Source organism: Maribrevibacterium harenarium (assembly GCF_006385675.1).
In the GTDB taxonomy this organism is placed as follows: Bacteria; Pseudomonadota; Gammaproteobacteria; order Pseudomonadales; family Marinomonadaceae; genus Marinomonas; species Marinomonas harenarium.
Window position 1 is genome coordinate 1 of record NZ_VFRR01000074.1, and the last position, 6212, is coordinate 6212.

At 47.2% G+C, this 6212-nt stretch carries 8 protein-coding genes and 2 tRNA genes; 1 reads left to right on the forward strand and 9 read right to left on the reverse strand.

Going from position 1 to position 6212, the window contains the following annotated elements; translation table 11 throughout:
* Window positions 1-63: 63 nt before the first annotated feature.
* The 7 genes from FJM67_RS16685 to FJM67_RS16720 form a co-directional block, all read right to left on the reverse strand.
* Entirely contained in the window at window positions 64-252 is a 189-nt protein-coding gene (locus FJM67_RS16685; protein WP_407943641.1) for a hypothetical protein, read from the reverse strand.
* A 110-nt stretch (window positions 253-362) separates the two neighbouring features.
* Window positions 363-1691 (reverse strand): TRAP transporter large permease, encoded by a 1329-nt coding sequence (locus FJM67_RS16690; RefSeq protein ID WP_140591741.1) that lies wholly within the window; start codon window positions 1689-1691, stop codon window positions 363-365.
* Window position 1692: 1 nt separating this feature from the next.
* Complete coding sequence (locus FJM67_RS16695) at window positions 1693-2226, reverse strand: TRAP transporter small permease (protein WP_140591744.1); 534 nt, start codon at window positions 2224-2226, stop codon at window positions 1693-1695.
* Window positions 2227-2295: 69 nt separating this feature from the next.
* Window positions 2296-2757 (reverse strand): DUF3237 domain-containing protein, encoded by a 462-nt coding sequence (locus FJM67_RS16700; protein ID WP_140591746.1) that lies wholly within the window; start codon window positions 2755-2757, stop codon window positions 2296-2298.
* Between the two features lie 723 nt (window positions 2758-3480).
* A tRNA-Val gene (locus tag FJM67_RS16710) sits at window positions 3481-3556 on the reverse strand.
* Window positions 3557-3592: 36 nt separating this feature from the next.
* A tRNA-Asp gene (locus FJM67_RS16715) sits at window positions 3593-3669 on the reverse strand.
* Window positions 3670-3831: 162 nt separating this feature from the next.
* Window positions 3832-4695 (reverse strand): sulfite exporter TauE/SafE family protein, encoded by an 864-nt coding sequence (locus FJM67_RS16720; protein ID WP_140591751.1) that lies wholly within the window; start codon window positions 4693-4695, stop codon window positions 3832-3834.
* Between the two features lie 94 nt (window positions 4696-4789).
* Here FJM67_RS16720 and FJM67_RS16725 point away from each other — a divergent pair, with 94 nt between their 5' ends.
* A complete protein-coding gene (locus FJM67_RS16725) occupies window positions 4790-5707 on the forward strand; it encodes a DMT family transporter (protein WP_140591753.1) in 918 nt (305 codons plus the stop codon).
* Here FJM67_RS16725 and FJM67_RS16730 read toward each other — a convergent pair.
* Together FJM67_RS16730 and FJM67_RS17875 are read right to left on the reverse strand one after the other, a co-directional pair.
* Window positions 5704-5979, reverse strand: coding sequence for a helix-turn-helix domain-containing protein (locus FJM67_RS16730; protein ID WP_140591756.1), 276 nt, complete (start codon window positions 5977-5979; stop codon window positions 5704-5706). The genes FJM67_RS16725 and FJM67_RS16730 overlap by 4 nt on opposite strands.
* Window positions 5972-6130 carry a type II toxin-antitoxin system RelE/ParE family toxin gene (locus tag FJM67_RS17875; protein ID WP_140591759.1) on the reverse strand — a complete coding sequence of 53 codons (159 nt, stop codon included), beginning with the start codon at window positions 6128-6130 and terminating at the stop codon, window positions 5972-5974. The genes FJM67_RS16730 and FJM67_RS17875 overlap by 8 nt, the downstream gene beginning before the upstream one ends.
* Window positions 6131-6212 lie beyond the last annotated feature (82 nt).

Here is a 6212-nt window from a genome sequence, read left to right on the forward strand (position 1 = left end):
CGTCTTGTACGATTTGCCATAGTGTCACCTGTTTAGTTGAGAGGTGCATTTTAACACCTCTATTCAGGTGGCCAAATTCACTATGCCACTACACTCTACCCACTTTTCCCAAGTAGGCCATACCGTTTCATTTTGAGGGTTAGTTGGCGGTAGCCAAGTTGCCACGCGCAGCGTTGTTTCAGCAGCAATAGTCGAAGTCGCAACAATAGTACCTACAGCGGCAGCAAGAAGATTTTTCTTAAATGTGCTCATTTTTATTATTCCTATTTTCAGAGATCAAACATTCAACGAAGATTATTTACACTATGACCAACCCATAGCCCAAATAAAACGACTGGATAGCACCCTCCCTATGGATTGCACTATCGATACAGCAACTCAGGTAAAAACAGCGACACCTGAGCCACAAAAACAATAATCAACAGCCTGACGATATCCGCACACCAGAACGGCGTCACACCACGGAAGATGGTTCCCGCATTGACATCCCGCAGTACCGCACTAAGAACAAATACATTCATCCCAACAGGAGGCGTAATCAAACTGATTTCGGTAACCACCACTACGACGATGCCGAACCAGACTAAATCGAAGCCCAAGCTTTGCACCAATGGGAAAAATACGGGAACGGTTAGCAGCAACATGGATAGACTTTCAAACACCATGCCCAGCAAAATGTAGATGCCAAGGATGGCGATGATCACGACGATTGGCGCCACATCCAACCCCGTGACGAAGCCTAACAACGCATCAGGTAAACCGGCGCGATTAATAAAATCAGAGAAGATAAGCGCACCTATCACCACACTGAACAACATGGCAGAGGTTCTAGTGGTATCAACTAAGGTTTCAATAATGGCGGAGAAACTTAAGCTGCGCCGTGCCAAACCGATGATGAAGGCTCCGCCCGCACCGATACCAGCGGCTTCCGTAGGGGTAAAGATACCAAGGTAAATCCCGCCCATTACAATGACAAACAGCAGCAATACTCCCCAAATTCCTTTTAGCGCTTGGACACGCTCTTTAAAGGTCATTCGCTCGCCCGCTGGGCCAGCAGAAGGGTTACGCCACACTACATAACGCACCGCAGCCATATATAGCAAGATGCCAAGGAACCCGGGGATAAAACCTGCCGCGAACAACTCACGAATACTTGTTTCCGTGAGCAATCCGTAAATCACGAGAATAACGCTCGGTGGTATTAGAATGCCCAGCGTGCCGCCAGCGGCAATCGACGCTGTTGCTAAGCTGTCTGAGTAGCCAAACTTACGCATAGGAGGCATGGCCACTTTCGCCATGGTTGCAGACGTGGCTAAACTCGATCCACATATAGCAGAAAAGCCACCACAAGCTAACACGGTAGACATGGCTAAACCACCGCGACGATGACCTAAAAATGCATAGGAGGCGTTGTATAGCTCTTGGGACAATCCTGTTCGAGTGACAAAATTCCCCATAAGAATAAAGAGTGGAATGACCGATAAGCTATATTCTTGTACCGTCTCGGTGACGCGACTGGATGCCATTGTCAACGCAGCTGTCCAGCGAAATGAAAACAGATTGTCCCATGTAAGACCCTGCAAAATGGCAAAACCAAAGAACCCTACAACCCCCATGGCAAAGGCAATTGGCATCCGCAATACAAGAATAATAAATAGGAGAACGACAAAACCTATGATAACGACAGACATTTTACTCTCCTACCGAGCTGGATTGAGGAGCACCACGGTAAACCCGGTAGGCGCCGTAAGTCAGCATACAGGCGGCTGTAACCCAGCTCATAACTGCAATATAGGCAGTGATATAACCAAAGGAGAAACCGAGATACTCCGTCAGCTCGCCGCGACGTAAAGAACGCTCTGCTAGTTGGAAAATACGAGTAGCTAGATAGTAGAAGGAAGTCGAGATAATCAGCACGGAGATCATACCGAGCACTTTAACCACTCGGTGGCCAAGTATGTTGTCTAGCAGGTCAACTACAACATGCCCGCTGCGCCATGTAGTCAACGGCATTTGCGCGAAGACTAATATAGCAAGTCCAATTTGAGTCATTTCCACCGCGCCATCTACGGCGTCGTTGAACAAATATCGGCCCGCTACGTCTACACAGGTCAATACCATCAACAGAAACAAGACAGCAGCGCTGATCATTTCTAATGAGAACCCCACCCAACGAAACAATCCTGGCTCGGGATAATGTTTATTAATCCAATTTTTCGCCAACATGACACATCCTAACTTTTAGTTATATTTATAGTTCTGATAGAGACGTTTACTAACCGATTTAACAAATCACTACAGCACCTCGAATAGCTGTAGCTCTACAACGTCGGGCTTACGCACACCGACTCCTATGAACAAACGTTCAGTTATCCATTGAAACCGTTTGGCTTCGGTTTCAAATTTAGGTCGACAGCGGAAATAGATCAGATCAGGATCGACCAACACACCATCTTTGATCTGCTGGGTAACCTCTTCAGAGGCGACGCGAATTGCATCGTTGTGAATGTAGATTCTCTCACCTTCATCGGTTTCGATGGCATAGCGAGCATCGAGTAGAGTAAGGCGCGGCGTGACGATCACCTGAAAATCCGCTCCGCCTGGCAACACTTTACCCTGCCAACCGTCGCCATACACCCTCCCCCCGGTGATGGAAATAATCCGCCGATGCCCATTTATTGACGCACCAATTTCCAATGGACGATCCACCTCTACTTCGAGAGTAGCAAAGTGTTTTAGCTCAGGGGCCTTGATCATATGTCACCTCTTACAACCTATTTCAATTGATTATGGTAAACATTGTTTATAAATACAACAGTTTTAGCAAAAACAAATAACATTATTTAATTAAGGAATACTAAATTTTGGTAACATGATTGGTGACATTGGGACTCACTGCCGAACACCAAACTTTCCGAGTCGATGCCGTTAGTCAGTGGGCAGCTAACGATTACGTCAAAACTATTTCGGTCACAAACAATGCTTAAAATTGAATCCGCACAAGCTCTATCAGATGCTAGGAATGGGGCTTCCCTCATACTTTTTGGAGGCGAGCAGTGTGGCGTCTGCCACGCTTTAAAACCGAAGCTTCAAGACATGCTATCCACCGAGTTTCCGCTAGTCAGTGGTTACTACATTGATTGCCACGGAAGAGCGGCAGGGACATGCGCACAAGAACGTGTTTTTTCACTACCCGTCGTGCAAATATGGCTTGAAGGGAAATTGTTTGCCGAGTTTTCTAGAGTATTTTCTCTTGGACAAGTCCAGGCTGCCATTGCTCACCCATACCGCCTTCTATTCGAGTAGCATTTGGGGTGTCACATGGGGGTCACAAAGGCCAAAACGGGCGTATCAAGGGCTGGGGGGTTGACTTTTATAGAAGAGAAAAAGGGAATAACAAAAAAGTTCGCAAAACGCTGAAAGGCTTGGTATAACTGGCTTTGAGGGATTTCTAAATCTGAGGAAACACTGACAAAAATATGGTGGGTGTGGAGAGGTTCGAACTCCCGACATTCGCCTTGTAAGGGCGACGCTCTCCCAACTGAGCTACACACCCATCTTAGAGATGGCTCACTTTCAAAGGATAAGAAAGTGGCGGAACGGACGGGACTCGAACCCGCGACCCCCTGCGTGACAGGCAGGTATTCTAACCAACTGAACTACCGCTCCACATCGATGATTTCGTAACGCTTAAGCTACGTCGTCAAAAGATGGAGCGCATTATAGATAAATAAATCGTGAACACAACTGTTTTTTTAAAAAGAATTTTAATTTTTGATGGTTTTAGTAAAACACGCACTACAGGCTTTCGTCAGGTAACTCAGGAATCAGTTAACTAGCGAGCACCCCGCTAAAGCCTTTATACAACAAGCGCAATGCCAACGCTGTGATAACGATTTTTACCGTAATGCCGAATCCTTTATTCGACATTTTGTTCAAAATCGTTCGACCAATTAAGGTACCTACAAAGCCAAAGCCAACCATGAGCACCATCAGCCATACCCACTCATGAAAGGCGAATCCAAGCGCAAGGAATACGATACATTTCATCAGGTGCTGAAAACCCATCATCGCTGAAAGCGTTCCGATCACTTCCCGGCGATCTTCAATAACATGTTTTAGCGTGGAAATAACGAAGATCCCAGTCACGCCTACAAACATCGAAATAAAAGACGTTACACTCCCCAACAACAAACTAGAACCGTCTCGGATGGCCTTGATTTTGAATGGCTCCCAGCACATTACTAGGATGAAGCCTCCTAGTATTATTTGTAACCAGTCTGTTGGTAGAGAAATCGCGATCTGTCCGCCCACCGCACTGCCGATGACACAACCACCAATAAACCAACCAGCCATACGCCAGTGGATGTATTTTCTCATGGTAATAATACGCCCGGTGTTTGAACCTAGCTGTACCACCCCATGCACCGGAATGACGGCACTTGCCGGTAATATATTCGCCATCAGGGCCAATAGGGTCGCACCACCACCAACACCAAAAGCCGCCGTAATCGCAGAGGTAAATAGACTTGAAACCACCAACAGCCAGAAATCAAATGGAGACAACGCTGCTGGTAACAATGGGGAGAAAAAGGTATCTATGGTGTCGACTCCTAAACAAAGCACCGAAGGAAAAGGTATTTTTTCTGTTAATGAGAAATAATACAACCAAGACAGGCTATAGGCGCTATTCACTCAATCTATAAAATTGTTCCTTGGGCTCCATCTTCATGCTCTCAATGGTGTACCATCTTACGACTTTGAAACTGATCTAACTAGTGAGACGCCAATGCGCCCCCCCGCCAATCTACAGAATATGTTCGGTACTTTCGCGATCTTGCTGGCGGCGCTATTGTGGGGAACAACGGGGACTGCGGCACACTTTGCCCCCGCTGTAAGCCCGCTGGCGATCGGAGCCTTTGCCATGGGCGTTGGTGGTATTTTACAAGCGTTACGCTGTCGCCATCAGATTCGCCGGGAATACCGACAATTACTCCGACACCGCAATGCGCTTATCATAGGTACAATCGGTATCATTCTCTATCCACTTGCCTTCTATTCCTCAATGGCTCTGGCAGGGGTTGCGATTGGCAATGTGGTTTCTATCGGCGTTGCACCATTTGCCGCCGCTTTATTAGAGCGTTTTTTTGGACGCACCAATCCTATTACCAGAACGTGGATACTGAGTGCTAGCCTCGGTGCGCTGGGGATTATGTTACTCGCCGGGGCAAAGGGGCATGCAGATGGGGTCGATCATGATCAATTTGAACGCTGGCTCGGTATCGCCCTTGGCGTGGTCGCCGCATCAACTTACGCTCTCTATACGTGGATAGGTAAACGCATTATGGATGACGGAGTGCATGGTAATGCGGTGGTCGGTAGCATGTTTCTGATGAGTTCGGTTGTCCTTCTTCCCACCCTAGTGTTCACCGGAGGCAATCTGTTCGACAACTCGACCCACGCCAGCGTCGCTCTTTACATGGCGTTTGTTCCTATGTTTATCGGCTACGTGGCCTTTGCTTATGGGCTACGCACCGTCGCCGCCAGCACGGCAACCTTATTGACGCTGTTCGAGCCCGTGGTTGCTGCCGTACTGGCCGTTACTGTGGTCGGTGAAAGTATTAGCCAGTTGGGCTGGATTGGCATGGGCTTGATCGGCGTGTGCCTGCTGCTACAGTCAACAAGAGCGCAACAAGCCCACGCTTAGACTAGTCTGACCTCTAACTTTTTCCCTAACGCTGCCGCAAACTTTTCAAGGGTCGAAAGTTTCACATCGTCTGAATGGTTCTCTATTCTTGAGATGGCACTCTTTTGAGTACACAACCTTGCGGCTAAATCCTCTTGTGTCAGACCTGCTGCCTTGCGCGCCTCTTTTAATACCACACCGATACAAAAGGCTTGATAACCTTCATCGAAGGTTGCGGCGAATTCAAGGTCAGTTTTTTTTCTGCTAGCAATATATTTTTTAAGATCACTCATGATTCATACGCCTCAAATAATCACTCCTGCGAGCTTGGGCTAACGCTATCTCTCGTTTGGGGGTTTTCTGAGACTTCTTTTGGAAGCCATGTGTCAAAATTACTAAATCATCATTTTCAAAGAACCCCAATAACCGAAATGTAAGCGTCACTAAATCAGCCTCTAGTTTTCGCGCTTAACCCCGCCCAAACTGTGTTTCGTCTATTCATCCACGGAGCACACAATATGAATGC

What these genes read in the sequence shown, in the direction of transcription:
- FJM67_RS16725 (WP_140591753.1), top strand. Translation starts at nt 4,790, where the DNA reads ATGCGCCCCCCCGCCAATCTACAGAATATGTTCGGTACTTTCGCGATC.
- FJM67_RS16695 (WP_140591744.1), bottom strand. Translation starts at nt 2,226, where the DNA reads ATGTTGGCGAAAAATTGGATTAATAAACATTATCCCGAGCCAGGATTG.
- FJM67_RS16700 (WP_140591746.1), bottom strand. Translation starts at nt 2,757, where the DNA reads ATGATCAAGGCCCCTGAGCTAAAACACTTTGCTACTCTCGAAGTAGAG.
- FJM67_RS16690 (WP_140591741.1), bottom strand. Translation starts at nt 1,691, where the DNA reads ATGTCTGTCGTTATCATAGGTTTTGTCGTTCTCCTATTTATTATTCTT.
- FJM67_RS16685 (WP_407943641.1), bottom strand. Translation starts at nt 252, where the DNA reads ATGAGCACATTTAAGAAAAATCTTCTTGCTGCCGCTGTAGGTACTATT.
- FJM67_RS16730 (WP_140591756.1), bottom strand. Translation starts at nt 5,979, where the DNA reads ATGAGTGATCTTAAAAAATATATTGCTAGCAGAAAAAAAACTGACCTT.